Here is a 26,636-nt window from a genome sequence, read left to right as displayed (position 1 = left end):
CCCGGTGGTCGCGTGGCCTTCGCGGTTCTCGGCGACCGCGCGGGCTGACGCGGCGACGGGCTCGGGCAACCGGACGGGGGCATCGCCGAGGTGGAGACGTACTTCCTGAGCGCCGACCCCAATGTCCTCGATGGTAACCGGCTGACGTCCCACGGCCCTTGGAGCTGGGGGAGGAGAAGCAGCCCGGCGAGGCGGTCTCCGGGCTTGGAAGTGTCGTCGTGCAGGAGCCGGTGGCGACGTTCCGGCGATGCCCGTCATCGAGCGGCGGGTGGGGCCGTTCCAGCGGATGGCGGGGACATGGACTGTGGTGAGTTGGTTGGTGCGGGCCCAGCGGATGCACCGCCGCGTCCCCTACTGATCCACCGGAAGGACAGGACGGGGAGGTCCCCCGGGCACCGTTGCTGCGTGGGTTCAGCCGGTACGGGAGAGCGGGCGGCCGAACGGCACGGGCGAACCGCCGACCGACAGGCGTACTCGGGACATCCCTACCGTGAACGGCTAGCATCGCCCGTCGAGCCGTCAGTCGCCGACCGCGATGAGGTGAGGACATGGGGGCGCCCAGGATCGCGGTCGCCGTGGTGACCATGGGCAACCGGCCCGCCGAGGTCGACGCGCTGCTGGAGTCGGTGGCGAAGCAGGACGTGCCGCCCGAGCGGATCGTGATCGTCGGCAACGGCTGCCCCCTGCCCGAGTTCGCCCGGCGGCTGTCGCTGCCGGGCGAGGTCACCCCGATCGAGCTCGACGAGAATCTCGGCTGCCCCGGCGGGCGGAACGCGGCCCTCGCGCGGCTGCGGGAGTTCGGAGACATCGATGTCGTCGTGGACCTGGACGACGACGGTCTGCTCGTCGACCCCGATGTGCTGCGCCGCGTACGGGACCTGTACGCGGCCGACGACCGGCTCGGGATCGTCGGCTTCCGCATCGCCGACGAGCTGGGGGAGACGCAGCAGCGGCACGTGCCCCGGGTCGGCGGGTCGGATCCGCGGCGGGGCGGGTACGTCACCGGGTTCCTCGGCGGCGGGCACGCGTTGCGGACGGCGATGCTCGACGAGGTCGGCGACTGGCCCGCCCAGTTCTTCTTCGCCCATGAGGAGACCGACCTGGCCTGGCGCGCCGCCGACGCGGGCTGGCGCATCCTGTACGCGCCCGACCTCCTTCTCCAGCACCCGAAGACCTCGCCCGCCCGGCACGCCATCTACTACCGCGTCAACGCCCGCAACCGGGTCTGGCTGGCCCGTCGCCGGCTGCCGTTCGCGCTCATCCCCGTCCACCTGGGCGTGTGGGTGCTGCTCACCCTCGTACGCAACCGGTCGGCCGCCGGGCTGCGCGCGTGGTTCGGCGGATTCGTGGAAGGCGTACGGGAACCGGCGGGAGAGCGGCGGCCCATGCGCTGGCGTACGGTGTGGCGGCTCACCCGGCTGGGGCGGCCGCCCGTGATCTGACGCGCCGGGGATGGCTCGTCGCCCGCGCACCGCCGGGCCGGATCCGATGTAGTGATCGCATCAGGCTCTGCCGACGGATCGCTGACAGCTGGGCCGGCACGCCGAGCCGGGACAGGCAACTGCCGTGCAGCCTGGGGTACGCGCGGCAGTCGAACGACCCGTACGGCGAGGCCGTCACCCACGGCCACCTCGGCACCCACGACGAGCATTCCCACCCACGGGCCGCCATCGAGCAGCACCGCGGGTCGCTCGCCCTCGGGTACGAGATCGGCGCCGTGATCGTGCGGCACTCCGCGCCGCAACATCGGGTACGCCCGTCTGCGGCTCGGCGAACCGGCGGCCGCCCTCCCGCACTTCGAGGAGAGCCTGCGCATCCTCGGCGGCCACGGTGACCGGCACGGCGAGTCGCAGACCCGGCTCGGCCTGGTCCGCGCCCCGCGGCTGCGGGGCCGCACGGGCGGGCCGCCCGCGAGTGCGCCGAGCTGCTCGGCCGGGCCGAGGCCCGCGCCGACCGCTGCACCGGCGTCCTCGCCCGCCACCAGCACGTGCTCTGCGCGAGCGGGGGCGCGTCGGCGGGGCAGGCGAGGAGTGGGCACGGCTCTCGCGGCGCTGGAGGGGACGGACGAGCACGCGGTGGTCACCGAGCCGCGCTGAGCCGCCGGCTTCTCCCGCCCGATCACTTGGCGTCCGCGTAGCACTCCACCACCGCCGTCGTGAACGGGAACCGCACCGGTGTCTCACCGAAGGTCAGCCGGCCGGCCAGGGCCGCTGCCTCGCGGATCGCCGCGACGACCGTCTCGGCCTCCTCCTCCGGGCAGTGCACGATCACCTCGTCGTGCTGGAAGAAGACCAGTTCGGCGGCCAGGTCCGCGCACGTCTTCCGCAGCGCGGCGAGCAGCAGCAGCGCCCAGTCGGCCGCGCTGCCCTGGACGACGAAGTTGCGGGCGAAGCGGCCGCGGGCCCGGGCGTTGGTGGAGGCGTACCCGGGCACCCAGGGCGCGCTGCCGTCGGGCTGGTCGTCGTCGGCGGCCGGGATGCCGGCCTCCTCCGTCGCATCGTCCGTCCCCCGGGCCGCGGGCGGGCAGGTCCGGCCGAGCCAGGTCCGTACGAGCCGGCCCTCCTCGCCTGCCCGGGCCGCCTCGTCGACGTAGGCCACGGCCCGGGGGAATCGGCGCCGGAGCGCGGCGAGGTTCTTCAGGCCGTCGCCGGAGGTCTGGCCGTAGATTGCGCCGAGCACGGCGAGTTTGGCCTGGGTGCGGTCGCCGGAGAAGGCGCGGTCGGAGACGGACTGGTACAGGTCGCTCTCCCGCCCGGCCACCTCCATCAGGCCCGGGTCGCGGGAGATCGCCGCGAGGACGCGCGGCTCCATCTGGTCGGCGTCGGCGACGACGAGCCGCCAGCCGGGGTCGGCGACCACGGCCCGCCGGATCACCTTGGGGATCTGGAGCCCGCCCCCGCCGTTGGTCACCCAGCGCCCGGTCACCGTGCCGCCCGCGAGGAACTCGGGTCTGAACCGGTCGTCGCGCACCCAGTCCTGGAGCCAGGACCAGCCGTGGGCGACCCAGATGCGGTACAGCTTCTTGTACTCGATCAGGGGCTTCACGGCCGGGTGGTCGACGGACTCGATCTCCCAGCGGCGGGTCGAGGAGACCTTGATGCCGGCCTGGGCGAAGGCCTTGACCACGTCGGCGGGCAGGTCGGGGCGGACGCGGCGGCCGAACGCGGTGGACACCTCGTCGGCCAGCTCGGCCAGGCGGCGTGGCTCACCACCGCCCGCGTACCGCTCGCCCAGCAGGTCGTGCAGCACGGCCCGGTGCACCTCGGCGCTCCAGGGCAGCCCGGCGCGGTTCATCTCGGCGGCCACCAGCATGCCCGCCGACTCGGCGGCCGTCAGCAGCCGCATCCGGTCGGGGTGCTCGGCGCTCTCGTGTCGCCGCTGCTGCTCGGCGTAGACCGCGAGGAGGTCCGTCAGGGGCAGGTGGACGCCCTGCGGTTCGAACAGGGAGGACTGGGAGCCCGGTTCGGCGGAGCGCTGCGGCGGATCGGGCGGTACGGGGCCGCCGCGCAGCCGGGCCAGGGCGGCCGCGGCCGAGCGTGGTTCCCCGTACCGCCCCTCGTGGCCGAGGAGGAGCGTCTCGGCGGCCTCGATGTCGTAGCACCGCTCGACTCGCACCCCCGTGGCGAGCAGACGCGGGTAGACCTCGGCGGTGGACCGCCACACCCACCGCGTGACGCCGGGACGGCTCCGCACGGCCTCGGCGGGATCAGCCTCCCGCCGCACCGGCCCGGCGGGCAGCCCGTCCGGACCGAGGGGGGCGACGTCCACGCCACCGTCCTCGGCCGGAGCGAGCGCCCACCGGTCGGCCATGCTGCGAGTGTGACAGGGGGGTCTGACAACGCCCCCTCGCCGCCCGCCGGGTGGTGTCAGGACTCGTCCAGCGCGCCCTTCTGCGCCTGCACGATCTTCTCCAGCGCTCGGGCGACGTACTGCTCGGTCGGCTCCTTGCCGATGCCGAGGCCGCTGAGGACGCCCTCGCCGTTCTCGTGCTCCAGCAGGGCGAGCAGGATGTGCTCGGTGCCGATGTGGTTGTGGCCGAGGCGCAGGGCCTCGCGGAAGGTGAGCTCCAGGACCTTCTTGGCGGCCTGGCCGTACGGTACGAGCTCCGGGACTTCCTCGACGGCCGGCGGCAGTGCGGCGGTCGCCGCCTCGCGGACCGTGTCGAGGGAGACGCCCTGCTCGACGAGCGCCTTCGCGGCGAGACCGTCGGGCTCGGCCAGCAGGCCGAGGACGAGGTGCTCGGGCACGCCCTCGGCGTTGCGCGCGGACTTGGCCTCGTTGTGCGCGGCCATCACCGTGTTGCGGGCGCGGGGCGTGTAGCGGTTGAAGCCCTGGCTCGGGTCGAGGTCGGCCGACTCCTTCGGCACGAAGCGCTTCTGCGCGGCCTGCCGCGTGACCCCCATGCTCTTGCCGATGTCCGTCCAGGAGGCGCCCGAACGCCGGGCCTGGTCCACGAAGTGGCCGATCAGGTGGTCGGCCACCTCCCCAAGGTGATCGGCGGCGAGCACCGCGTCCTGGAGCTGTTCGAGGGGTTCCTGGTGAACCGTCTTGATCGCCGCGATGAGGTCGTCGAGGCGTACGGATGACGTGATGGCGGGGTTCGTCGTCATGGTGTCAACCGTAGGTTGCGCCCCCAGGGGTGTCAACCGCGAGTTGACAGTCGGCGCCCCCTCGCCTCTACTTCGGAGAAGTCGCCACCAACCGCACGGCCAGCCCCGTGAACACGGTCCCGGAGACGATGTTCAGCCAGCGGTTCACCCGGGCACTGCGCCTGAGGAAGGACGACAGCCGTCCCGCGAGCAGGCCGATGCTGCCGTCCCACAGGAAACCCATCACGACGAGCGTGACGCCGAGCAGCAGCAACTGGCCCTGGACATGGCCGAGCGACGGGTCCACGAACTGCGGCAGGAACGCCACGTTGAAGAGGATCACCTTGGGGTTGAGCAGGTTGGTGATCGCGCCCTGCCAGAACGCCCGCCTCATTCCCGGCCCCACAGGGCCCGCCCCCTCCTCGCCCGGCACCGAACGGTCGCGGAACGCCTTCACCGCCAGATAGAGCAGATAGGCCGCGCCCGCCCAGCGCAGCACGTGGTACAGCGTCGGTAACGCCGTGAACAGGGCCGACAGACCGAGAGCCGCCGCGACCGCGTGCACGAGCATCGCGCACGCCACCCCGAATGCCGCCATCACCCCGGCGGTGGGCCCGCCCCGGCCGCCCATCGCCACGATGAACATCATGTCCGGGCCGGGGGTGATGCAGAGCGCGAAGGCGGCGACGAGGAACGCCGCGTACAGAGACATGTCCACCATGCGGCCATGCTCGATGCCCCGCCGCGCGCGGACGACCCAATTCCGGGGAGTGAGACGTACGAGGTCGCGCATGCCGGGCCGTCCGCGCCGGCGTGGCACCATCGGCCTGTGAGTACGCCCACCACCGTCGACCGCGCGTTCGAGGCCGCCCTGTACGACAGCAGCGAGACGGCCCTCGACACCGGCGCCTCCCTGCTCGCGTCCGATCCGGCGGCGGACGCCGAACTCGCCCGGCGCGGTGAGGAGTTCCTGGCGGCGGCCTGGCGGCGCGGCTGGCAGCCGGCCGATGTCGTACGGACCGTCCGGCGGGAGCTGGACGACGCGCACGTACGCCTGGTGGCGGCGCTGATCCGGGCGCAGGCGCCGCACGACCGCCCGCGCGGCCGCCGCTGGAGCGCGCAGCTCGCGGAGCTCCCCGCCGACGCCCCGCCCCGCACCGACCGCTTCTCGTACGCCACCGCCGTGCTGGAGCTGTACCGCCTGCTGCTGCGCCTGCCCGCGCTCGAGTCCCTCGACGAGTCGCCCGGGGAGCCGAAGACCGAGTCCCGGATGCTCGGCCGCATCCGCGCCCTGCTCGCCAAGGCGGAGGCCACCGGCTTCCCGGAGGAGGCGGAGGCGCTCAGTGCCAAGGCGCAGGAGCTGATGGCCCGGCACAGTGTCGACGAGGCGCTGCTCGCGGCCCGGGCACCCTCGCCCGAGACGCCCGGGGCCTGCCGTATCGGTGTCGAACCGCCGTACGAGCAGGCCAAGGCGGTCCTGCTGGACGCCGTCGCCGCCGCCAACCACTGCCGGGCGGTGTGGAACGAGCCCCTCGGCTTCTCCACCGTCGTCGGCTTCGAAACCGACCTGGAAGCGGTCGAACTCCTCTACACCTCACTCCTCGTGCAGGCCACGACCGCGATGACGAAGGCGGAGGCCGCCCAGCGCGCGGCCGGCCGCAAGCGCACCAAGACGTTCCGGCAGTCCTTCCTCGCGGCCTACGCCCACCGCATCGGCACCCGCCTGGCGGCAGCCGCCGAGACCCAGGTGACGCAGGACCTGCTCCCGGTCCTCGCCTCCCGCGACGTGGCGGTCACCGGCCGGCTGGACTCGATGTTCCCGGAAACGACCACGACCCGCCTGCGCGGCGTAAGCGACGCGGCGGGCTGGACGGAAGGCACCCAGGCGGCGGACCACGCCCAGGTCGGCCACCGCCCACCGCTGCGCTGACCTGCCGTCAGTCGCCCGAGGACTCGAAGCCGCTCACCGAGGCCTGCGCCGCGCCGCCGCTCCCGTCCCTCCGGGCGACCTCGCCGTACGACCACGTCAGGTCGTGCGCGTCCTCGGGGGCGCCGGGCAGGGTGAAGGACGCCTTCCGCACGGCAAGGCTCTTCGCGGAGCCGGCCTCGCCCCGGACGTAGGTGATCGTGAAGGACGTGGTGCCGCCCTTCTCCAGCGTCAGCGGCTGGGCCTTCGCGCCCTCCTCCGGGGACACGGACGTCGTGCCGTCCTCGGCCGCGAGGTCGACGGCGGGGAAGCCCTTCAGCGTGCACGGGGCGCCGTTGTTGGTGAGGGTGACGGTGACGTTGCCGGTGTCCCCGGCCGCCGGGGCGGCGCCGGCCCCGACCTCCACGCCCAAGTCGCCGATCGCGCAGGCCGAACCGCCCGGCCGGTCCGCGTTCTTGGCGTCGTCGGCACTGGTCTTGGCGTCGTCGCAGGCGGTCAGCAGGAGTGCGGCTGCGAGGGCGGCGGCCAGGGCGAGGGGAGGAAGGGTGCGCATGGGGTCCTCTGGTGCGTGATGGCGATGAGCGGTTCCGACGCATGGATCATCTCGGACGCGGGCATCGTCACGCATCCCGGCAGGGCGTTCACCGGGGCGGCCTCCGAACCGCCGCCCGTAAAACCCCCGCCCGCAGCACCCCCGCCCGCAACAGCCCCCGCCCGCAACAACCCCCGGGCTCCTACCCGAGGCCTGCCGTCGGCAGCCCGGTCGGCAGCTTCCCGCCCTCGGCCTTGGTGTACGTCTCCGTGCCGAGGCCGCCCTCCCAGGTGACCTTGAGGCTCTTGCCGTTCACGGAGTCGACCATGCCGGTCGTCCGGTCCTTGCTGCCGTCCGTGCACTTCAGGCGGATCATCCGCATCCCGGCCTCCTCGCCCGCCGTGCCGCTGCACATGCTGCCGCCGGTGGCGAAGAGCGCGGCCTGCTTGCCGGTGATCACCAGGGCCACGGCCTTGCCGCCGGTCGTCGCGAGCCAACTGCCCGCCAGCTCGCCGCCGGCCGGGGCGCCGGAACCGGAGCCGGAGTCCCCGCCCGTGGTGGCGGACACCGAGGGCGACGGGGACGGGCTGGACGCCGAGTCGTCCCCGGAGCCGCTGTCGCTGCTGCACGCGGTCAGCGCGAGCGCGCCGACCAGACCCGCGGCGGCCGCCGCGACGCGCACGGCGCCGGAGCGGCGCGAGAAGATCACCGAAGTCACTGCGAGCCCCCAAGCTGTAGCCGGCCGGCCCGGGCGGAACCGGCCGGCCCCGTGGCCGGAACGACCGCAGCAAGCTACCAGGGCCCGTCAAGGACCCTGGGACGGCCTCTTACCAGGACGACTTGCGCACCCCCGGCAGATACCCCGCGTGCGCCTGCTCCCGCAGACTCACCCGGGACAGCCCGAACGCCCGGAAGTAACCGCGCGGGCGCCCGTCCACCTGGTCCCGGTTGCGCACGCGCGTGGCGCTCGCGTCGCGCGGCTGCCTGCGCAGCTCGGCCTGCGCGGCCAGCCGTTCGGCCTCCGTCGACGACGGCCGCCGGATGATCTCCTTCAGCTCGGCCCGCCGGGCGGCGTACCGCGCGACGACCTCCTGCCGCTTGTCGTTCTTCGCGATCTTGCTCTTCTTCGCCATCAGACCTTCACTCCCCGGGCCCGGATCCGGGCGACGGCCGCCTCGATCCCGATCGTGTCGACGGTCTTGATCGCCCTGGCGCTGAGCCGGAGCCGGACGTACCGGCCCTCGCTCGGCAGCCAGTACCGCTTGGACTGGATGTTGGGGTCGAACCGGCGGGACGTGCGCCGGTGGGAGTGCGAGATGCGGTTGCCGAAGCCGGGCTGGGTCCCGGTCAGCATGCAGTGCGCGGACATGGTGGTGACGTACCTCTCTGGCTCAGGTGATGTAAATGGAATTCATTTTCAGTAGCATAGCGGCATGGCACGCAATGAACTCCGGCCGGTCATCAAGCTCCGGTCCACGGCCGGGACCGGCTACACCTACGTGACCCGCAAGAACCGTCGCAACGACCCGGACCGACTGACCCTGCGCAAGTTCGACCCGGTCGCCGGCCGCCACGTCGACTTCCGAGAGGAGCGCTGACATGCGCGAGGGAATCCACCCGGAGTACGGCCCCGTCGTCTTCCGCGACCGTGCCGCGAACTACGCCTTCCTCACCCGCTCGACCATGACGAGCGAGAAGACGATCGAGTGGGAGGACGGCAACACCTACCCGGTCGTCGACGTCGAGATCTCCGACGTCAGCCACCCCTTCTACACGGGCACGGCCCGCGTCCTGGACACCGCCGGTCGCGTCGAGCGCTTCGAGCGCCGGTACGGAAAGAAGGGCTGACCCCGTGCCCGAGCTCCCCGTCGTGATCGTCGGCGGGCTGCACGCCGACGCCCGCAAGGCGGCCGTCGCGCGGCTGCTCGCCGACGTGCCCGGCAGCGTCGTCCTCCACCACGACCTGGCGACGGCCGCCGCGGGCACGGTCGTACGGACCGTCCGGGACGCCGACGGCGTCCTGGACGCGGGGGAGGCGCCGCTCGTCAACGACTGCGCCTGCTGCGCCCTGCGCGAGGACCTGGTGCCGGAGCTGGAGCGGCTCCAGGACGCGGGCGGCACCCGCCTCGCCGTCGTCGAGCTGTGGGACTCCGTCGAGCCCAAGGCCATGGCCGAGGTCGTCACGGCCGGCGGTCTCACCGTCACCGGTGTGATCACCGCCGTCGACCCGGCCCTGGTCCTGCCGTACCTGGGCAACGGCGACGACCTGGCCGACGGCGGTCTCGCCGCCGCCACCACCGACCAGCGCACGGTCGCCGACACCTTCGCGCGCCAGCTGGAGTACGCCCCCGTCCTCGCGGTCGCCGAGTCCCCGGAAGCCGACGACGAGGACCGCGAGCTGCTCGCCCAGCTGCATCCGACGGCCCGCCAGGTCCCGATCGGCCCGGACAGCCCGGCGGACCCGGCCGAGGACGGCCTGACGGTTCCGGCGCCGCGCCCGCGCCCGCTGTCGTCCCTGGCCCAGGCGGCCCTGGCCGGCTTCGACGTCGAGGCGGCCGCAGCCGCCCAGCACCCGGCCTGCGCCCTGCTGCCCGCCGAGGCCGACGCGCACGGCGTCTCCACCCTGGTGTGGCACCAGCGACGCCCCTTCCACCCGGAGCGGCTGTACGCGGCGCTGGAGGACCTGACCTGCGCGGCCGCCCGCAGCCGGGGCCGCTTCTGGCTCGCCGACAAGCCCGACACGCTGTTCCACTGGGACGCGGCGGGCGGAGCCCTGTGCGTGGAGAGCGCCGGGCCGTGGCTGGCCTCCCTGCCGGACGCGGCCTGGGAGATGGTCCCGCCGGTGCGCCGCGCCGCCGCCGCGCTGGACTGGCACCCCGAACACGGCGACCGCTGCCAGCACCTCGTCTTCACCTCGCCCGGCCTCGACCGGGACGGCCTGGAGCGCCTGCTGGAGTCCTGCCTGCTCACCGACGCCGAGTACGCCGCCGGGCGCGATGCCTGGCAGCGGCTGCCGCACGCCTTCGACACCCTCCTGGAGGTCTGACCCGACATGCCCCGCAAGCTCGACCGCAAGCCCGTGAAGAACCGGCCCAACCCCCTGGACCAGGCCGGGATCACGTACATCGACTACAAGGACACCGATCTGCTGCGGAAGTTCATCTCCGATCGCGGCAAGATCCGCAGCCGCCGCGTCACCCGGGTCTCGGCGCAGCAACAGCGGCAGCTCGCCAAGGCGATCAAGAACGCGCGCGAGATGGCGCTGCTGCCGTACTCCAGTCGTTGAGCGCGTCCGGTCCGGGTGAGGTTCCCCACGCTTGACGCGTGGGGGACCTCATGTCGTCGGCACGACGGGCGCGACACGACTCCGGTCGGCCGCGGGGGCCGGCCGAGCCGGCTGGTCGCCCGCCCCGCCTCGGATGCTCGACGGACCGTCAGGGGCACGCTGCCACCGGGCCGTCAGGTGCGGTTCGCCGACCACGGGTCCGGCGATGGTCCGAGCCGGGCATCCGACCCGGGGACGGCGCCGCGGTCGTCCGCCCGGCGCATTTCTCCATGCTCCCGGCCGGTGCCCGCCGCTTCCGCATCGCCGCCGGCCGGCCCGCCTCGCCCCGGCACAGCCACCCGTCGGCACCGCCGAGCGGATGCTCCGCCTCCATCAGATTCCCGCCGAACCCGCCGGCTTCCGCGTCGGCTTGGGGGAACGCGGGGCGTGGCAGGGCCGTCAGACAAGCGAGAGCCTTCTCGCGGTAAAGCGGTCGTCAAAGCTGTAACCGCATGCCCACCCCGCGTGCACGTGCATCTGCCCATGCATCTGCACATGAACAGGGCTATGATCCGGGTCAGTTGACCACTGCATCAATGGCCACACCAGCCAGTGCACCATCGGGGAGCGACCTGTGGACCACGACGTGTACAACGGGATGGCGGCCGCCAGGCTGCACGGCGTGGCCTGGCAGAAGAGCCGGCACAGCAACTCGCAGGGTTCGTGCGTGGAGTTCGCCCGGCTGCCGGGTGGTGACGTGGCCGTCCGCAACTCCCGCTTCCCCGACGGCCCCGCGCTGGTCTACACCCGGGCGGAGATCGAGGCGATGCTGCTCGGCGTGAAGGACGGCGAGTTCGACCACCTGGTGGGCGGCTGACCGCAGGACCGGCCCCCGCCCACAGGGTGATCGGGGACCCGACGCGCTGTGACGCGCGTAGAACCGCGACGCGAGGAAGCGTCGCGGTTCCTCATTCCGCGTGCGGCCGGGCTCCGCTCCGCGGCAGCCGGAACAGCGCCCAGACCACCTTGCCGTCGAGCGCGCCCGCGAGCGGGTGCCAGCCCCAGCCGTCGCTGAAGGAGTCGACGAGGAACAGCCCCCGGCCCGACTCGGCCGAGAAGTCGTCGGTCTCCCGGGCGACCGGGCTGTCGTGGCTGGGATCGCGCACCGCGCACACCAGTCGCCCGGTCCACCGCATCAGGTGCAGCCGCACCGGGGACTCCTGGCCGGTGCCGCGCATGGTGTGCGCCGGCAGACCGTGTCGCAGGGCGTTGGTGACGAGTTCCGAGACCACCAGACAGACGTCGTCGAAACGGTCGCCCAGGTCCCACTGGTCGAGGGTCCTGCAGGTGAACTGCCGTGCCTCGCGCACCGCTTCGAAGCGGGCGGGCAAGGCGCAGGAGGCGGCGTCGGACGCGGCCGCGGGGTCCAGCGGCGGAAGGCCCTGCCGTAACGGCTCGAGCATGGTCGATCCATTCGTCCCCATGCGAGGCACTCCCGGGAATTCGCGGTCGGTGCGAGCGGCGGTGGTGCGGGACCATGGTTTCGGATGCGTTCAGCAGATGCAAGGGCAGATGCACGTGCAGGTGACCGGAATGAGACGTCCCGTACCGCTTGTTGGTCAATTTTTCCGTCACCTTCACGTGGCTCTCCGGTCGTTCACTTGCCTCTTTCTTCCCTCGCGCGCGAGCGTGCACCGACCGGATTCCGTTTCCGTAACCGGACGAGTACTGCTCGGAGTGTTTTAGTGGCAGACTTCGGCCCCTGAAAACGTTGGGGAGGCTGGCGAACGTGAGCGCGGGAGAGCCGGGATCGGTGGTGCGGCGCATGCTGCTCGGATCACAACTCAGGCGACTGCGTGAGGCGCGAGGCATCACGCGCGAGGCGGCGGGCTACTCGATCCGCGCCTCCGAGTCGAAGATCAGCCGGATGGAGTTGGGCCGGGTGAGCTTCAAGACCAGGGACGTCGAGGACCTGCTGACGCTGTACGGCATCACGGACGAGCAGGAGCGCGCCTCCCTGCTCTCGCTCGCGAAGGAGGCCAACGTCGCGGGCTGGTGGCACAGTTACTCCGACGTGCTGCCCAGCTGGTTCCCCACCTACGTCGGTCTGGAGGGCGCCGCCTCGCTGATCCGGGCGTACGAGGTGCAGTTCGTGCACGGCCTGCTCCAGACCGAGGCGTACGCGCACGCTGTGGTCCGCCGGGGCATGCAGGGCGCGAGCGAGGCCGATGTCGAGCGGCGGGTGGCACTGCGGCTGGAGCGGCAGAAGTACCTCGTCGACGAGAGCGCGCCCGACTTCCACATCATCCTGGACGAGGCCGCCCTGCGCCGCCCGTACGGCGACCGCGAGGTGATGCGCGGCCAGCTCCAGCACCTCATCGAGGTCTCCGAGCGGCCCAACGTGCGGCTCCAAGTGGTGCCGTTCAGCCTCGGCGGCCACTCCGGCGAAAGTGGCGCGTTCACGATCCTCAGCTTCCCGGAGTCCGACCTCTCGGATGTCGTCTACCTGGAGCAGCTCACCAGCGCGCTGTACCTGGACAAGCCCGAGGACGTCGCCCAGTACGAGAAGGCGCTCAAGGAGCTCCAGAGCGACAGCCCGGGCCCTTCGGAGAGCCGGGATCTTCTCCGGGGACTCCTCCAACTCTCCTGAAACATAAGTACGATGACATGTGATCAGATCGTGGAGGCGCGATCGAGGGTCTGCTAGGGATCGAGGGATCACATGTCGTCGTCCTGCTTCACCGACCTTGCACAGCAGTACATCGACGGTGAGTGGCGCCCGGGTACCGGTTCCTGGGACATCATCGACTTCAACCCGTACGACGACGAGAAGCTGGCGTCGATCACCATAGCCACGGTCGACGAGGTCGACCAGGCGTACCGGGCCGCCGCCCGCGCCCAGAAGCAGTGGGCCGCGACCAACCCCTACGCCCGCCGCGCGGTCTTCGAGAAGGCCCTAAGGCTCATCGAGGAGCGCGAGGCGGAGATCTCCGAGGCCATCATCGCCGAGCTCGGCGGCACGCGCCTGAAGGCCGCCTTCGAGCTGCACCTCGCCAAGGAGTTCCTGCGCGAGGCGGTCCACCTGGCGCTTTCCCCGGAGGGCCGGATCATCCCCTCGCCGGTGGAGGGCAAGGAGAACCGCGTCTACCGCGTGCCGGTCGGTGTGGTGGGCGTGATCAGCCCCTTCAACTTCCCGTTCCTGCTGTCGATCAAGTCCGTCGCCCCGGCGCTCGCGCTCGGCAACGCCGTGGTGCTCAAGCCGCACCAGAACACGCCGATCGTCGGCGGCTCCCTGGTGGCGAAGATCTTCGAGGACGCGGGTCTGCCCGGCGGGCTGCTGAACGTCGTCATCACCGACATCGCCGAGATCGGCGACGCCTTCCTCGAGCACCCGGTCCCCAAGGTCATCTCCTTCACCGGCTCCGACCAGGTCGGCCGGCACGTGGCGACCGTCTGTGCCCGGCAGTTCAAGCGCTCCGTTCTCGAACTGGGCGGCAACAGCGCGCTGGTGGTCCTCGACGACGCCGACATCGACTACGCCGTCGACGCGGCCGTCTTCAGCCGGTACGTCCACCAGGGCCAGGTCTGCATGGCCGCCAACCGCGTCCTGGTGGACCTCTCGATCGCGGACGAGTTCACCGAGAAGTTCGTCGCCAGGGTGAAGACCCTGAAGGCGGGCGACCCGGGCGACCCGGAGACGGTCATCGGCCCGGTCATCAACTCCTCGCAGGCCGACGCGATCGCGGGCGTGGTCGAGCAGGCCCTCGCCGAAGGCGCCACGGCCCTGGTGCGGGGCGGGCGGACCGACAACCTCGTCGAGCCGTCCGTGCTGACCGACGTGCCCGCAGACTCGGCGCTGCTGCGGCAGGAGGTCTTCGGCCCGGTCGTCTTCCTCGTCCCGTTCGACGGCGAGGAGGAGGCCGTCCGCCTGGTCAACGACACCCCGTACGGCCTGAGCGGCGCGGTCCACACCGGGAACATCGAGCGCGGTGTGAACTTTGCCAAGCAGATCGACACGGGCATGTTCCACGTGAACGACGGCACCGTCCACGACGAGCCGATCGTCCCCTTCGGCGGCGAGAAGCACTCGGGCCTCGGCCGGCTCAACGGCGAGACGATGCTGGACTCCTTCACCACGACCAAGTGGATCTCGGTGCAGCACGGCCGGAGCGGGTTCCCGTTCTAGAACGTCCGCACGCCGGGCCCTTGCGGACAGAACCTGACCGCAAGGGCCCGTAGTTTCGTCGGTGTCAGGGGGAGCAGCCCCCTGACACCGACGAAAGGCGGCGGTCATGGTCACTCACGTTCCCGCGGAGGCGCAGGGCGACGAGCGCGGTGCGCTGCTGTCCTTCATCGCCGAGCAGCGCGGCGGCATCCGGCGGGCGCTGCTGGGGCTGACGGAGGAGCAGGCGTCGTCCCGTCCCAGCGCCGGCGAGCTGTCCCTGGCCGGGCTGCTCAAGCATGTCGCGGAAGTCGAGCAGGGCTGGGTCGCCCGCGCGAAGGGCGAGCCGCCGGCCGTCCACCGGGACGAGTCGAACTGGCACGAGTGCTTCCGGCTGGTGGGCGACGAGACCGTGGAGTCCTGTCTCGCGTACTACGAGAAGGTGGCGGCCGAGACGGAGAGGTTCATCCGCTCGGCGCCCAGCCTCGACGACACCTTCCTGCTGGCGAAGACGTCCTGGAACCCGAAGGACGAGCGGCTCTCGCTGCGCTGGCTGTGCCTGCACCTGATCCGCGAGACGGCTCGGCACGCCGGTCACGCCGACATCATCCGTGAGTCGCTGGACGGCGCGACGGCCTTCGAGCTGGTGGCGAAGGAGCAGGGCAGCTCCTGGGGCTGATCTCCCTGGTTCTACGCTGGGCCCATGTCAGCGATCCGTCTCCTCGTGCTCGGCGCGGTCCGCATGCACGGGCGGGCCCACGGCTACCAGGTACGCAACGACCTGGAGTACTGGGGCGCGCACGAGTGGTCCAACGCCAAGCCCGGCTCGATCTACCACGCCCTGAAGCAGATGGCGAAGCAGGGACTGCTGCACGCGCACGAGGTCGCCCCGTCCACGGCCGGCGGCCCGCCGCGCACGGAGTACGAGATCACCGAGCCGGGGACCGAGGAGTACTTCCGGCTGCTGCGCGAGGCGCTGGTCACGTACGACCAGCGGGGGGACGTGAAGACGGCCGCCGTCGGCTTCGTCGTCGACCTGCCGCGGGCCGAGGCGGTCGCGCTGCTGAAGGAGCGCACTCTGCGGATCGAGCAGTGGCGGGCTTCCGTCCTGGAGCACTACGTCCCCGAGGAAGGGCCCGGACAGCTGGGCCACATCGGCGAGATCATGAACATGTGGGTCCACACGGCCGACTCCGAGGCCGAGTGGACCCGCGGTCTCATCGAGCGCATCGAGGGCGGTGCGTACACCTTCGCCGACGAGGGCGACCCGTTCGTCGGCGTGCTGGCCGAGGACGAGGAGAACCCGTACGCGACGGGGGAGCGGCATCCCGGGGACGCTCTCTAATCAAATTTGACGAATGGCGTGGACGGGGTTACTCTCGAGCCTGTAGTCAAGTTTGACTAGCGAGGGAGGCTCAGTGGCCGACGCGGCGATCACCGTCGAAGGCGCGGAGAAGAGGTACGGCGCCAAGAAGGCGCTGGACGGGCTCGACCTCACGGTCGCGCGCGGCACGGTGCACGGGGTGCTGGGCCCGAACGGCGCGGGCAAGACCACCCTGGTCAGGATCCTGTCCACGCTGCTGCGGCCCGACGCGGGCCGGGTCGAGGTCGCCGGCCACGACGTGGTGCGCGAGGCGTACGCCGTGCGGCTGCGCATCGGCCTGCTCGGCCAGCACGCCGCACTCGACGAGGAGCTCGGCGGCCGGCAGAACCTGGAGCTGTTCGGCCGGCTGCACCATCTGGGCGCCCGGCGGGCGCGCGCGCGTGCCGACGAGCTCCTGGAGCGCTTCGACCTGGCTGACACCGGCCGCAAGGCGGTCGGGCAGTACAGCGGCGGCATGCGGCGCCGCCTGGACCTCGCGGCCTCCCTGATCACCGAACCGGAGGTGCTGTTCCTGGACGAGCCGACCACCGGCCTCGACCCGCGCGGCCGCGCCGAGGTGTGGCGCTCCGTCCGCTCCCTGGTCGGCGGAGGTACGACGGTCCTGCTCACCACGCAGTACCTGGAGGAGGCCGACCAGCTCGCCGACAGCATCTCGGTCGTCGACACCGGCCGCGTCATCGCCGAGGGCACGGCGGACGAGCTGAAGGCCGAGACCGGCGGCGACCGCATCGACGTGGTCCTGCGTGATGCGGGCCTGCTCGGTACGGCCGTCGCCCTGCTGCCCCTCACCGGGGTCACCGTCGACCCCGACCGCCGCCTGCTGAGCGCCCCCGTCACCGACCGCATGGAGGCACTCTCCGGGGTCGTGCGAGCCCTGCAGGGGGCCGGCATCGAGGCGGAGGACGTCGCCCTGCGCCGCCCGACGCTGGACGAGGTGTTCCTGCACCTCACCGGAGACGACCGCCGAGTGAAGGAGGCCGCGTGACCGCCTACGCCCTGACCGATTCCTGGACCATGACCCGCCGCGAACTCGCCCGCTGGGGGCGGCAGCCGGTCCAGCTGGTCGTCAATCTCGTCTTCCCGGTGATGCTGCTGCTCATGTTCGGCTACCTGGTCGGCGGCGGCCGGGGCGTGAGCGGCGAGTACCGCGACTACCTCATCCCGGGCATGCTCGCGCTCACCATGGCCTTCGGCCTGGAGGGCACGATGATCGCCGTCACCCGGGACCTCGACAAGGGCGTCATCGACCGCTTCCGCTCCATGCCCATGACCAACGCGGCGGTGCTGGTGGGCCGTTCGGCCGCCGACATGCTCCAGTCGGCGATGGCCCTGCTGGTGCTCGTCGGCGTGGGCGCCGCGCTCGGCTGGCGTCCTGAGGGCGGTCCGGCGGCCCTTCTCGGAGCCGTGGGCCTGCTGCTGCTGTTCCGTTTCGCCATGCTGTGGATCGGCATCCACCTGGCGCTGGTGGCCGGGAAGCCGGAGATGGTCCAGGCCGTGCAGATCCTGGTCTGGCCGGTCGGCTTCCTCTCCAACGCCCTGGCCGTTCCCGGCTCCATGCCCGGCTGGCTGGGCACAGCCGTCGAGTGGAACCCGATGTCCCACACGGCCACGGCCGTGCGGCACCTGTTCGGCGTCCCCGGCACGGAGTCCGGACACATCTGGGCCGCGGTGCTGTGGCCCCTGGCGCTGCTGGCCGTGTTCTTCCCGCTGGCGGTACGGCGGTTCGGGCGGCTCAGCCGCTAGTGATGGAAGCCGGTGGCCGCGCCCTTGTCCACGGTCAGCGGGCGCGGCTGCCGGCGCAGGTCCGGCAGCAGCCGTTCCAGGTCCTGCGCGAGCAGGTCGGCGAGGTCGGCGGAGAAGCCGTTGCGGCACACCACCCGCAGCACGGACAGGTCCTCCCGGTGCGGCGGGAAGGTGTACGCGGGCACCAGCCAGCCGCTCTCGCGCAGCCGCCGGGACACGTCGAAGACGTCGTACGCCATCACGTCCGGCGCGGTCGTGAAGGCGAACACCGGCAGCTGGTCGCCCCGGGTCAGCAGCCGGAAGTCGCCGAGTGCCTCGACCCGCCGGGCCAGCCGCGTGGCCACGTCCCGCGCCGCCTGCTGCACGGCCCGGTAGCCGTCCCGGCCCAGCCGCAGGAACGTGTAGTACTGCGCCACGACCTGCGCGCCCGGCCGGGAGAAGTTCAGCGCGAACGTCGGCATGTCACCGCCCAGGTAGTTCACCCGGAACACCAGCTCCTCGGGCAGTGCCTCCGCATCCCGCCACAGCGCCCAGCCGACACCCGGGTAGACCAGTCCGTACTTGTGTCCCGAGGTGTTGATCGACGCCACTCTCGGCAACCGGAAGTCCCACACCAGGTCCTCGTCGAGGAACGGCGCGACCATGGCACCGGACGCCCCGTCCACATGCACGGGGATGTCGAGCCCGGTCCGCTCCTGCACCGCGTCCAGCGCCGCGCACAGCTCGGCGACCGGCTCGTAGGACCCGTCGAAGGTCGAGCCCAGGATGCCGACGACCCCGATGGTGTTCTCGTCGCACAACTCGGCCGCGGCCTGCGGGTCGAGGTGGAACCGCTCACCCTCCATGGGGACCAGCCGGGCCTCCACCTCCCAGAAATTGCAGAACTTCTCCCAGCAGACCTGCACGTTCACGCCCATCACCAGATTGGGCCGGGCTCCCGGGTACCGGTCGGCGTTGCGCCGCGCCCAGCGCCGCTTCAGGGCCATCCCGGCGAGCATGCACGCCTCGCTCGACCCGGTCGTCGAGCACCCCACGGCCGCCGCCGGGTCGGGCGCGTGCCACAGGTCGGCGAGCATCGCCACGCACCGCCGCTCCAGCTCGGCCGTGCGCGGGTACTCGTCCTTGTCGATCATGTTCTTGTCCCGGCACTCCGCCATCAGCACCCCGGCCTCCGGCTCCATCCAGGTGGTGACGAAGGTGGCGAGGTTCAGCCGCGCGTTGCCGTCGAGCATCAGCTCGTCGCGGACCAGCTGGTGGGCGGTCGCCGGTGCCATGGGCTGGTCCGGGAGCCGGTGCGTGGGCGGGGCCTCGGCCATGTCACCGAGCGGGTTGGCGGGGCCGTAGAACGGGTTGACGGACAGGCGGTGGTCGCCGGTCTGGCGGGGGCCTTCGTTGAGCGGCAAGGGAGCCTCCAGGGGTGGGTTCGAGAGGGGTCAGCGGACGGGCGTGCCGTCCGGGTGCAGCTGCATCTGCGGGCGGCCGGTGACCAGCAGCCAGGCCGGCAGCGAGGCGACACAGAGCAGGGCGAGGACCCCCGGCGAAGCGACCAGGACCGCGGCGACGAACAGGCTGATCCAGCCCTGCCGGGTGATCGCCAGCAGCATCCCGAGCACACCGGCGGACACCCCCACCGAGGGATGCACCCCGGGCACCAGGGCGTGCGCGCACAGGCCGAGGGCCGTTCCGCAGAACACGGCCGGGAAGATGCGCCCGCCGCGGAAGCCGCAGGACGCGGCGACCAGCAGCGCGGCCAGTTTCACCACCGTCAGGACGGCGTACTCCCCGGCGGACCGGCCGTCCGGGTCGTGCGCCAGCGCGGCGAGCTCGTCGAGCCCCTTGAACAGCGTCAGATGCCCGCCCAGCGCCGCCAGGGCGCCGAGCACGGCCCCGCCCGCCGGGAGCATCAGCATCGGGTGCCGCAGCCGCCGGAAGGCTCCGTGGACGTACGGGAAGGCCCGCACGGCGCACATGCCGAGCAGGGCGCCCGCGCAGGTGACCACCACCACCGCCAGCAGGTCTCCCCACCCCGGCCGGCCGAACGAGGGCAGGTCCAGGTCGAAGCCGGGGTGGTCGACGAGGGTGGCGGTCAGGGCACCGGCCGCGGCGGCGGTCAGCGGCGCGAAGAGGTTGTCCCACAGCAGCCCGCGCGTCTCCCGCCTCGACAGCGCCTCGGAGATCACCAGGGCGGCCGCCACGGGCGTGCCGAACAGCGCGCCCAGCGTCGCCGCCTCCGCCAGGGCCGGCCACATCCGGTCCGGGGCGCGGGGCAGGGCCCGGCCGCCCAGCCAGACCGCCAGACCGACATTGACGGTGATGATCGGGTTCTCCGGCCCCAGGCTGGGCCCGCCGGCCAGCATCAGCGCGGTCGCCAGCAGCAGCCCCGGCAGCACGACGGGCGGCAGGACGGGGGCGTCCAGGCCGACGGTCGCCGGATCCGGGCCCGCGTGCCCCGGCACCTTCCACACCACCAGCCCTACCGCGGCCCCGGTCGCGACGAGCACCACGCACATCCACACCACGGAGTACCGGCCGACTCCGAGCGCGTCCGGCACGGTCTCCCACAGCACGTGCTGGAGCTCCCCGGCGGCGACCTCCACCCCCACCAGGAGCAGGCTGGAGACCACGCCGACGGCCACGGCGGGCAGGATCGACGGCAGCAGCACGCGGGCGGGGGCCGCCGGGGTGACGGAGGGCGCCTGCCGCTCGGTGTCCTGGACCACGGGCACACGATAAGGGGATCAAAGGGAACAAACCGGAAACACGCTTGCACCTCACGTGGCGTGAGGCCCGACCGTGAAGCACGGAAGAAGAAGGGAGCGGAAGTGAGCTACTCCGTGGGACAGGTCGCGGGCTTCGCCGGCGTCACGGTGCGCACCCTGCACCACTACGACGACATCGGCCTGCTCGTCCCGAGCGAACGCAGCCACGCGGGGCACCGGCGCTACAGCGAAGCCGACCTCGACCGGCTGCAGCAGATCCTGTTCTACCGGGAGCTCGGCTTCCCGCTCGAGGAGGTCGCCGCCCTGCTCGACGACCCGGACGCGGACCCGCGCGCGCACCTGCGCCGCCAGCACGAGCTGCTGACCGCCCGGATCGAGAAGCTGCGGAAGATGGCGGCGGCCGTGGAGCACGCCATGGAGGCACGCAGGATGGGACTCAACCTCACGCCCGAGGAGAAGTTCGAGGTCTTCGGGGACAACGACCCGGAGCAGTACGCCGACGAGGTGGAGGCGCGCTGGGGCGGTACGGCGGAGTACGCCGAGTCGCAACGCCGCGTCGCCCGCTACACCAAGGAGGACTGGCAGCGGATCCAGGACCGGACCGCCGACTGGGGCGAGCGTTACGACGCCCTGATGACCGCCGGCGAACCGCCCACCGGCGAGGCGGCCATGGCCCTGGCGGAGGAGCACCGGCAGCACATCTGCACCTGGTACTACGAGTGCTCCTACGAGCTCCACCGCTGCCTCGGTGAGATGTACGTCTCCGACGAGCGCTTCAAGGCGTTCTACGACTCGATGCGCCCGGGCCTCGCCGAGCACCTCAAGGAAGCGATCGCCGCGAACGCGGAGCGTCACACCTCCTGATCCCTGGCCCGGGGGTGTCTCACTCCCGGGCCAGGATCACCGCCGTGCCGTACGCGCACACCTCGGTGCCCACGTCGGCCGCCTCCGTCACGTCGAAGCGGAACGCGAGCACGCCGTTGGCGCCACGGGCGCGTGCCTGCTCGACGAGTCGCTCCATGGCCTGGTTGCGGGTCTGCACGAGCGTCTTGGTCAGCCCGCGCAGCTCGCCGCCGACCATCGACTTCAGCCCGGCGCCGATCTGGCTCCCCAGGTGCCGGGAGCGCACGGTCAGGCCGAAGACCTCGCCGAGCACCTCCTGCACGCGGTAGCCGGGTACGTCGTTCGTGGTGACGACGAGCACATCGGGCTCAGGGCCCTGACCGCCGCCGTATTCATCGATGCCCATGGCTCACAGCTTCGTCCGGGACGACCCACGGTGCATCCTGAGTACCCCCATGGAACCCGGGCCGTGACGGCTGCGTTGATACCTTGAGGCAGTCAGCCCCAGCCCGTATCCCACAGCAGCAGGAGCCACATCCCCGTGACCACGCTTGCGCTCGGCCCCGAGTGGCTCGACCCGAACTACCTGATCGAGACCTTCAGCCTGCCCGGCATCCTGCTGATCGTCTTCGCCGAGTCCGGGCTCTTCGCGTTCCTGCCCGGCGACTCCCTGCTGTTCACGGCGGGCCTCTTCGTGGCCGAGGGCACCTACATCACCCAGCCCCTGTGGCTGGTGTGCACGCTGATCGTGCTCGCCGCCGTCATCGGCGACCAAGTGGGTTACACGATCGGCAAGTTCCTGGGCCCGAAGCTCTTCAACCGTCCCAACTCCAAGCTCTTCAAGCAGGAGAACCTGGACAAGGCCCACGAGTTCATGGAGAAGTACGGCCCCAAGGCGATCGTCCTGGCCCGCTTCGTTCCGATCGTGCGTACGTTCGCCCCCATCGTCGCCGGCGCCGGCCGCATGAAGTACCGCACGTTCCTCACGTACAACGTCATCGGAGGCATCGCCTGGGGCACCGGCGTCACCCTCGCGGGCTACTGGCTCGGCCAGATCGACTTCATCAAGAAGAACGTCGAGTCGATCCTCATCCTGATCGTCCTGCTCTCCGTCGTCCCGATCATCATCGAGTACCTCCGGGACCGCTCGAAGAAGAAGCGCGCGGCGGCCGAGGCCCCCGCGCAGCGGCAGCAGCAGCCCCCCGTCATGGACGACGCGACGACCCAGCTTCGCCGCATCACCCCGGACGACCAGCCCCCGCACCAGCAGCCGCAGCCCCCGTACGGCAACCAGAGCGGCTACAACGACCAGCAGTACTACAACCAGTACCCCCAGTCCCCGGGCTACGGCCGGCAGCAGCCGCACGGCACGCAGCAGCCGCACGGCACGCAGCAGCCCTACGGCACGCAGCAGGGCGGCGGCCAGCAGCCTTACAACGGCGGCTACTGAGCCGGCACAGCCACGAACAACCGGCAGCCGCCACCGGACCTCAGAAACCCCTGGTCCGCTTGGCGGCTCGCCGCTTCTCCGCAGATCCGATGCGCAGGAACATCCGCGAGATCTCGGACCCCAGATTCACCCCGATGGCGATGGCCATGGCGAGCGCCACCGCCTTGGACAGCGACACCAGCCCCTCGTCGATCTCGTTCTGCGCGATCGCCAACAGCCCGAAGTACGTGGCGGAACCCGGCAGCAGGGGCCCGATCGCCGCGGTCGTGTAGGGCAGCGCGGAGGCGAACTGGTACCGGGACAGCAACTGCCCGAACAACCCCACCAGCCCCGCGGCCGCAGCCGTGGACGCCACCGGCGAGATGTCGCCCGCGTAGTGCATCGCCCCGTACACGATCCAGGCGACACCCCCGTTGAGCGTCACCCAGACCACGGTGGACCGTTCCTGCTGAAGCAGCACCGCGAACGCGAGTGACAGCAGCATCGACGCCCCGATCAGCAGCGCCGGCTGATCGGACACCCCGAGCGCCGCGTCCGGGTTCAGCCGGGCCCCCAACTGCACGCCGAAGTACATCACCAGCAGCACACCCGCGACGATGCCCACGAAGAAGTAGAGAACCTCCAGCAGACGCGCGGACGCGGTGATGTAGAACCCGGTCAGCCCGTCCTGCACGCCCGCCACCAGCGCCCGCCCGGGCAGCAGCGCGAACAGCCCACCGGTGATGACCGCGGAGGCCTTCACGTCCACCTGGCCCAGCGTCAGCGCGACCCCGATCGCGGCCGGCGGCGTCGCGGCCACCGTGAACTGGTAGAACTCCGGCAGCCCGCGCCCCGCGCACAGCCACGCCAGCCGGTCACCGAGCATCGCGCCCAGCGCCGCCGCGACGAACACGATCAGGTCACCGCCGACCAGCACGGAGGCCGCACCCGCCAGCAGCCCGCTCGCCCCGGTCAGCACCCAGCCGGGATACGGGTGCCGGTTACGGCGGATCTCCGCGAGCCGCCGGTAGGCCTCCTCCAGGGACACCGCCGTCTCGTCGTCGCTGAGGTCGTCCACCAGCTGGTACACGGCCGCCAGCCGCGTGTAGTCGGTGCCCCGGCGCCGCACGGTCCGCGACGCCGTGACGGGGTCGTCGACCAGGGACGGCTGATACGAGATCGCCAGCAGTGTGAACGTGACGTTGGGCTCGCAGCGGTCCAGCCCGTAGGACCGGCAGACGGCGAACATCGCCGCCTCCACGTCCTCGGCGCCCTCACCGCCCGCCAGCAGCAACTCGCCGATACGCAGCGTCAGGTCGAGCACGCGCGGCACCGCGGGCCCGCTCTCGTCGCTGCTGCGCTGACTGCTCTCCGGTGCCGGGCGCTCAGCCACCGGCATGCGCAGCATCGTGCGCATCCGGTCCTGCCAGGGCACGTCCTTGGTCAGACTGACCTTGGGGATCCCGTTCGGCGGGGTGAAGGCCGTCGGGGCGTGCTTCGCGCTGTACGTGCTCGGCGGCGTGAACGCCGACCCCTCCGGCTCGACCGCGGGCACCGGCGGGACGTCCAGCCCCTGGGGGAGGGCGAACTCGGACGTGGTCTCGGACTCCGAAACGGTCGCCCTGAGGACGGCCAGCCCTTCGGGGATCGCGAACTCCGACGTCGTCGACATGTCCCCGTCGACGGCCGGACCGGACGGAGGCAGGAAGGAACTCCTCACCTCGTCCGACTTCGGCTTGCGGTCCTCCGCGTCCGTCACTGCCTGGCGCTCCCTGTACGACACCTCAGCCCCAGTACCCCCATCAGCCTCAGTATGCGCACATACAGGCGAACGGGCCGCACGCGCAGGCGTACGGCCCGTGAGTATCCCAAGGGGTCAGTGACCGCCCTGCTCCTTGAACCGCTTGTAGGAGCGCTCGATCTCGATCTCGGCGTCCGTACGGCCCACCCAGTTGGCGCCCTCGACCGACTTGCCGGGCTCAAGGTCCTTGTAGACCTCGAAGAAGTGCTGGATCTCCAGGCGGTCGAACTCCGACACGTGGTGGATGTCCCGCAGGTGCTCCACGCGGGGGTCCGTCGCCGGCACGCACAGCAGCTTGTCGTCGCCGCCGGCCTCGTCCGTCATGCGGAACATACCGATCGCACGGCACTTGATCAGGCAGCCCGGGAACGTCGGCTCGTCGAGAATGACCAGCGCGTCCAGCGGGTCGCCGTCCTCGCCGAGGGTGTTCTCGACGAAGCCGTAGTCGGTCGGGTAGGCGGTCGAGGTGAAGAGTCGCCGGTCCAGGCGGATACGACCGGTCTCGTGGTCCACCTCGTACTTGTTGCGCGAACCCTTCGGAATCTCGATCGTGACGTCGAACTCCACCGGTGGCTCCTCCATGATCAACACATAGTTCTGGTGGTTAAGTGTCCCTCACGCAGGTGGGTGATCGCGAAAGGGGCTGGTGGTCGTGCCAGAGCTGAGGCCTTGGCGGGCCGCGAGGCCGCACGTGGTGCGGATCGCGGGTGCCGTACGACCACGCCTGGCCCGGGCCGCGGCGGCCGCGAAACCTCGGCTCGCGCGGCTCGGACGAGCCGGGAGACCGCAGGTCGCGCAGCTCATGCGGCCCAGGACCTGGCAGTACACCACGGGTGCCGCCACCGCCGGGCTCGCACTGGCGGCCGGAGTGGTGACCGCCGCCGGTCCCTGGGACTCCTCGGGTCAGCGTACGGCCGAGCGGGACCGGGCAGTGGTGCTGGGGCGCGCGGGTGGCGCAGATCACGGCAGCGCCTCCGGGGCGCCCGGCCGGCCCCGGCCCGCGCCCAGCGCCGGCCCCGTGCTGACCGGTCTCGGCGGCGTCAGCACGGTGAAGTCGGCCCCGGACGGCAAGGCCCTCGCCGATGCCCTCACGCCCCTGATGAAGGACCCGGCGCTCGGCCCCCGGCCCGCCGCGGCGGTCATCGACGTCACCACGGGCAGGCGCCTGTACGGCACGAACTCGGACGCCGCGCTCACCCCGGCCTCCACCACGAAGGTCGCCACGGCCGTCGCGGCACTGTCCGCGATGGGCGCCGACCACCGCCTCACCACCCGCGCCGCGCTGGAACCCGACACGAAGGAAGTCGTCCTGGTCGGCGGCGGCGATCCCACCCTCACGGCCCGCGAGAACGCCGAGGGCGCGGCGAGCCTGCGCACCCTCGCGGCCGAGACGGCCGCCGCCCTCGGCGAACGCGGGGTGCGCGAGGTGACCCTCTCCTACGACACGACCCTCTACGCGGGCCCCCGAATGCACCCGATCGGAGTCAACGGCAATCTCGCCCCGGTCAGCCCCCTCATGGCCGACGAGGGTCGCATCGACGACTCGACGAGCGGCCCGGCCAAGCGGGTCGAGGATCCGGCGGTGGACGCGGCCCGCCAGTTCGGGGACCTCCTGAGGGCCCACGGCATCAAGACCACGGCCCCCGGCCTCTCCAAGGCCACGACCCGCGCCGAGACCCTCGCTGTGGTCTCCTCGCCCCCGCTGTCGGCCCTCGTCGAACGCATGCTGACCAACAGCGACAACGACATCGCCGAGGCCCTCGCCCGCCAGACCGCGATCGCCACGGGCGAGCGGGCCGACTTCGCGGGTGCCGACAAGGCGATCAGCTCCCGGTTGCGCGAGCTCGGGCTGCCCCTGAAGGGTGCCGCCTTCAAGGACGGCAGCGGCCTGAACCGCGCCGACCGGCTGACACCCGACCTCCTCACGGCCCTGCTCGCGAAGGCCGCCGACCCCGCCCACCCCGAACTCCGCCCGGCCCTCACCGGCCTCCCCGTCGCCGGCTTCACCGGCACCCTGACCGGTCGCTACACGGACGGGGCATCCGGCGTGGTCCGCGCCAAGACCGGCACCCTGAGCGGTGTCAACGCCCTCGCGGGCACCCTGGTCGACCAGGACGGCCGCCTGCTGGCCTTCGCCTTCATGGCCACGGACACGGACGGGATCGCTCCGGAGGCGACCCAGAAGGCGCTGGACAGAGCGGCGACGACGCTGGCGGCGTGCGGCTGCGGCTGAACAACCAG

29 protein-coding genes are annotated in these 26,636 nt (G+C 71.9%); 16 read left to right on the top strand and 13 right to left on the bottom strand.

Annotation, left to right across the window (positions count from 1 at the left end; genetic code table 11):
* The first annotated feature begins 548 nt into the window (after positions 1-548).
* On the top strand, positions 549-1,442 hold the full coding sequence (locus tag ACWD1U_RS24015) for a glycosyltransferase family 2 protein (protein WP_451110369.1): 894 nt from the start codon (positions 549-551) through the stop codon (positions 1,440-1,442).
* 676 nt (positions 1,443-2,118) lie between these two features.
* Here ACWD1U_RS24015 and ACWD1U_RS24010 read toward each other — a convergent pair.
* The 3 genes from ACWD1U_RS24010 to ACWD1U_RS24000 form a co-directional block, all read right to left on the bottom strand.
* Positions 2,119-3,810 (bottom strand): bifunctional 3'-5' exonuclease/DNA polymerase, encoded by a 1,692-nt coding sequence (locus tag ACWD1U_RS24010; RefSeq protein WP_451110367.1) that lies wholly within the window; start codon positions 3,808-3,810, stop codon positions 2,119-2,121.
* Between the two features lie 56 nt (positions 3,811-3,866).
* On the bottom strand, positions 3,867-4,610 hold the full coding sequence (locus ACWD1U_RS24005; RefSeq protein WP_451110365.1) for a Clp protease N-terminal domain-containing protein: 744 nt from the start codon (positions 4,608-4,610) through the stop codon (positions 3,867-3,869).
* 67 nt (positions 4,611-4,677) lie between these two features.
* Positions 4,678-5,310: a LysE family translocator gene (locus ACWD1U_RS24000; RefSeq protein ID WP_451110363.1), complete on the bottom strand. Its 633-nt coding sequence runs from the start codon at positions 5,308-5,310 to the stop codon at positions 4,678-4,680.
* 108 nt (positions 5,311-5,418) lie between these two features.
* On the opposite strand from ACWD1U_RS24000, the gene ACWD1U_RS23995 reads away from it, so the two are divergent.
* Positions 5,419-6,519 (top strand): DUF2786 domain-containing protein, encoded by a 1,101-nt coding sequence (locus tag ACWD1U_RS23995; protein ID WP_451110361.1) that lies wholly within the window; start codon positions 5,419-5,421, stop codon positions 6,517-6,519.
* Between the two features lie 7 nt (positions 6,520-6,526).
* Here the strand turns inward: ACWD1U_RS23995 and ACWD1U_RS23990 are convergent, their stop codons facing one another.
* The 4 genes from ACWD1U_RS23990 to rpmB form a co-directional block, all read right to left on the bottom strand.
* Positions 6,527-7,069 carry a DUF4232 domain-containing protein gene (locus ACWD1U_RS23990; protein ID WP_451110359.1) on the bottom strand — a complete coding sequence of 181 codons (543 nt, stop codon included), beginning with the start codon at positions 7,067-7,069 and terminating at the stop codon, positions 6,527-6,529.
* A gap of 181 nt (positions 7,070-7,250) precedes the next feature.
* Positions 7,251-7,766, bottom strand: a complete 516-nt coding sequence (locus tag ACWD1U_RS23985) for a hypothetical protein (protein ID WP_451110357.1) — start codon at positions 7,764-7,766, stop codon at positions 7,251-7,253.
* 109 nt (positions 7,767-7,875) lie between these two features.
* Positions 7,876-8,181 carry a 30S ribosomal protein S14 gene (gene rpsN, locus ACWD1U_RS23980; RefSeq protein WP_031115923.1) on the bottom strand — a complete coding sequence of 102 codons (306 nt, stop codon included), beginning with the start codon at positions 8,179-8,181 and terminating at the stop codon, positions 7,876-7,878.
* Positions 8,181-8,417 carry a 50S ribosomal protein L28 gene (gene rpmB, locus ACWD1U_RS23975; protein WP_031115922.1) on the bottom strand — a complete coding sequence of 79 codons (237 nt, stop codon included), beginning with the start codon at positions 8,415-8,417 and terminating at the stop codon, positions 8,181-8,183. The genes rpsN and rpmB overlap by 1 nt, the downstream gene beginning before the upstream one ends.
* A gap of 64 nt (positions 8,418-8,481) precedes the next feature.
* Here rpmB and rpmG point away from each other — a divergent pair, with 64 nt between their 5' ends.
* The 5 genes from rpmG to ACWD1U_RS23950 all read left to right on the top strand — a co-directional run bounded on the left by rpmG (position 8,482) and on the right by ACWD1U_RS23950 (position 11,190).
* Positions 8,482-8,646, top strand: a complete 165-nt coding sequence (gene rpmG, locus ACWD1U_RS23970) for a 50S ribosomal protein L33 (protein ID WP_333932256.1) — start codon at positions 8,482-8,484, stop codon at positions 8,644-8,646.
* 1 nt (position 8,647) lies between these two features.
* Positions 8,648-8,896 (top strand): type B 50S ribosomal protein L31, encoded by a 249-nt coding sequence (locus ACWD1U_RS23965; RefSeq protein WP_451110355.1) that lies wholly within the window; start codon positions 8,648-8,650, stop codon positions 8,894-8,896.
* Positions 8,897-8,900: 4 nt separating this feature from the next.
* A complete protein-coding gene (locus ACWD1U_RS23960; protein ID WP_451110353.1) occupies positions 8,901-10,094 on the top strand; it encodes a CobW family GTP-binding protein in 1,194 nt (397 codons plus the stop codon).
* 6 nt (positions 10,095-10,100) lie between these two features.
* Positions 10,101-10,334 (top strand): 30S ribosomal protein S18, encoded by a 234-nt coding sequence (gene rpsR, locus ACWD1U_RS23955; protein WP_451110351.1) that lies wholly within the window; start codon positions 10,101-10,103, stop codon positions 10,332-10,334.
* Positions 10,335-10,971: 637 nt separating this feature from the next.
* Entirely contained in the window at positions 10,972-11,190 is a 219-nt protein-coding gene (locus tag ACWD1U_RS23950; RefSeq protein WP_359762346.1) for a DUF397 domain-containing protein, read from the top strand.
* A gap of 91 nt (positions 11,191-11,281) precedes the next feature.
* Here ACWD1U_RS23950 and ACWD1U_RS23945 read toward each other — a convergent pair whose 3' ends face one another.
* On the bottom strand, positions 11,282-11,776 hold the full coding sequence (locus ACWD1U_RS23945; RefSeq protein WP_451110349.1) for an ATP-binding protein: 495 nt from the start codon (positions 11,774-11,776) through the stop codon (positions 11,282-11,284).
* A 362-nt stretch (positions 11,777-12,138) separates the two neighbouring features.
* Here ACWD1U_RS23945 and ACWD1U_RS23940 point away from each other — a divergent pair, with 362 nt between their 5' ends.
* From ACWD1U_RS23940 to ACWD1U_RS23915, 6 genes are all read left to right on the top strand, one after another.
* Positions 12,139-12,963 (top strand): helix-turn-helix domain-containing protein, encoded by an 825-nt coding sequence (locus ACWD1U_RS23940; protein ID WP_059419115.1) that lies wholly within the window; start codon positions 12,139-12,141, stop codon positions 12,961-12,963.
* Positions 12,964-13,035: 72 nt separating this feature from the next.
* A complete protein-coding gene (locus ACWD1U_RS23935) occupies positions 13,036-14,499 on the top strand; it encodes an aldehyde dehydrogenase family protein (protein WP_451110347.1) in 1,464 nt (487 codons plus the stop codon).
* A 106-nt stretch (positions 14,500-14,605) separates the two neighbouring features.
* Positions 14,606-15,154: a DinB family protein gene (locus ACWD1U_RS23930; RefSeq protein WP_451110345.1), complete on the top strand. Its 549-nt coding sequence runs from the start codon at positions 14,606-14,608 to the stop codon at positions 15,152-15,154.
* A gap of 24 nt (positions 15,155-15,178) precedes the next feature.
* Positions 15,179-15,820, top strand: a complete 642-nt coding sequence (locus ACWD1U_RS23925) for a PadR family transcriptional regulator (protein WP_451110343.1) — start codon at positions 15,179-15,181, stop codon at positions 15,818-15,820.
* A 73-nt stretch (positions 15,821-15,893) separates the two neighbouring features.
* The gene (locus ACWD1U_RS23920) at positions 15,894-16,844 is read left to right on the top strand and encodes an ATP-binding cassette domain-containing protein (RefSeq protein WP_451110342.1); all 951 of its coding nucleotides are present in this window, start codon (positions 15,894-15,896) and stop codon (positions 16,842-16,844) included.
* A complete protein-coding gene (locus ACWD1U_RS23915) occupies positions 16,841-17,602 on the top strand; it encodes an ABC transporter permease (protein WP_451110340.1) in 762 nt (253 codons plus the stop codon). The genes ACWD1U_RS23920 and ACWD1U_RS23915 overlap by 4 nt, the downstream gene beginning before the upstream one ends.
* Here ACWD1U_RS23915 and ACWD1U_RS23910 read toward each other — a convergent pair.
* Positions 17,599-19,005, bottom strand: coding sequence for a glutamate decarboxylase (locus ACWD1U_RS23910; RefSeq protein WP_451110338.1), 1,407 nt, complete (start codon positions 19,003-19,005; stop codon positions 17,599-17,601). The two genes, ACWD1U_RS23915 and ACWD1U_RS23910, sit on opposite strands and share 4 nt — an antisense overlap.
* 30 nt (positions 19,006-19,035) lie before the next feature.
* Positions 19,036-20,322, bottom strand: a complete 1,287-nt coding sequence (locus ACWD1U_RS23905; protein ID WP_451110336.1) for an ion channel protein — start codon at positions 20,320-20,322, stop codon at positions 19,036-19,038.
* Between the two features lie 102 nt (positions 20,323-20,424).
* Here ACWD1U_RS23905 and ACWD1U_RS23900 point away from each other — a divergent pair, with 102 nt between their 5' ends.
* Positions 20,425-21,186: a MerR family transcriptional regulator gene (locus tag ACWD1U_RS23900; protein ID WP_451110334.1), complete on the top strand. Its 762-nt coding sequence runs from the start codon at positions 20,425-20,427 to the stop codon at positions 21,184-21,186.
* A 19-nt stretch (positions 21,187-21,205) separates the two neighbouring features.
* On the opposite strand, the gene ACWD1U_RS23895 is transcribed toward ACWD1U_RS23900, so the two are convergent.
* Positions 21,206-21,571, bottom strand: coding sequence for a YbjQ family protein (locus ACWD1U_RS23895; protein ID WP_451110332.1), 366 nt, complete (start codon positions 21,569-21,571; stop codon positions 21,206-21,208).
* A gap of 135 nt (positions 21,572-21,706) precedes the next feature.
* Here ACWD1U_RS23895 and ACWD1U_RS23890 point away from each other — a divergent pair, with 135 nt between their 5' ends.
* The gene (locus ACWD1U_RS23890; RefSeq protein ID WP_451110330.1) at positions 21,707-22,615 is read left to right on the top strand and encodes a DedA family protein; all 909 of its coding nucleotides are present in this window, start codon (positions 21,707-21,709) and stop codon (positions 22,613-22,615) included.
* A gap of 40 nt (positions 22,616-22,655) precedes the next feature.
* Here ACWD1U_RS23890 and ACWD1U_RS23885 read toward each other — a convergent pair whose 3' ends face one another.
* Positions 22,656-24,353: a threonine/serine ThrE exporter family protein gene (locus tag ACWD1U_RS23885; protein ID WP_451110328.1), complete on the bottom strand. Its 1,698-nt coding sequence runs from the start codon at positions 24,351-24,353 to the stop codon at positions 22,656-22,658.
* 117 nt (positions 24,354-24,470) lie between these two features.
* Positions 24,471-24,962 (bottom strand): inorganic diphosphatase, encoded by a 492-nt coding sequence (locus tag ACWD1U_RS23880; RefSeq protein ID WP_010044289.1) that lies wholly within the window; start codon positions 24,960-24,962, stop codon positions 24,471-24,473.
* A 79-nt stretch (positions 24,963-25,041) separates the two neighbouring features.
* On the opposite strand from ACWD1U_RS23880, the gene dacB reads away from it, so the two are divergent.
* Positions 25,042-26,628 (top strand): D-alanyl-D-alanine carboxypeptidase/D-alanyl-D-alanine endopeptidase, encoded by a 1,587-nt coding sequence (gene dacB, locus ACWD1U_RS23875; protein WP_451110326.1) that lies wholly within the window; start codon positions 25,042-25,044, stop codon positions 26,626-26,628.
* The last annotated feature ends 8 nt before the right edge of the window (positions 26,629-26,636 follow it).

This window comes from Streptomyces sp. NPDC002788 (assembly GCF_053592115.1).
The sequence above is the reverse complement of the archived record's forward strand: the minus strand, read 5'-3'. Positions and strand labels throughout refer to the sequence as shown.